General features: G+C 54.1%; 1 rRNA gene. It reads right to left on the bottom strand.

Annotated elements, in window-relative coordinates:
• Positions 1-667, bottom strand: a 23S ribosomal RNA gene (locus tag ACF8O8_RS26650); the annotation flags it as partial.

Here is a 667-nt window from a genome sequence, read left to right as displayed (position 1 = left end):
CAAGCCTCACGGGCAATTAGTATTGGTTAGCTCAACGCCTCACAGCGCTTACACACCCAACCTATCAACGTCGTAGTCTTCGACGGCCCTTTAGGGGATTCAAGATCCCAGTGAGATCTCATCTTGAGGCAAGTTTCCCGCTTAGATGCTTTCAGCGGTTATCTCTTCCGAACATAGCTACCCGGCAATGCCACTGGCGTGACAACCGGAACACCAGAGGTTCGTCCACTCCGGTCCTCTCGTACTAGGAGCAGCCCCTCTCAAATCTCAAACGTCCACGGCAGATAGGGACCGAACTGTCTCACGACGTTCTAAACCCAGCTCGCGTACCACTTTAAATGGCGAACAGCCATACCCTTGGGACCGGCTTCAGCCCCAGGATGTGATGAGCCGACATCGAGGTGCCAAACACCGCCGTCGATATGAACTCTTGGGCGGTATCAGCCTGTTATCCCCGGAGTACCTTTTATCCGTTGAGCGATGGCCCTTCCATACAGAACCACCGGATCACTAAGACCTACTTTCGTACCTGCTCGACGTGTTTGTCTCGCAGTCAAGCGCGCTTTTGCCTTTATACTCTACGACCGATTTCCGACCGGTCTGAGCGCACCTTCGTACTCCTCCGTTACTCTTTGGGAGGAGACCGCCCCAGTCAAACTACCCACCA

This window comes from Pseudomonas sp. TYF_14 (assembly GCF_043105275.1).
Classification (GTDB): domain Bacteria; phylum Pseudomonadota; class Gammaproteobacteria; order Pseudomonadales; family Pseudomonadaceae; genus Aquipseudomonas; species Aquipseudomonas alloputida.
This window is presented reverse-complemented; position numbering and strand designations above follow the sequence as displayed.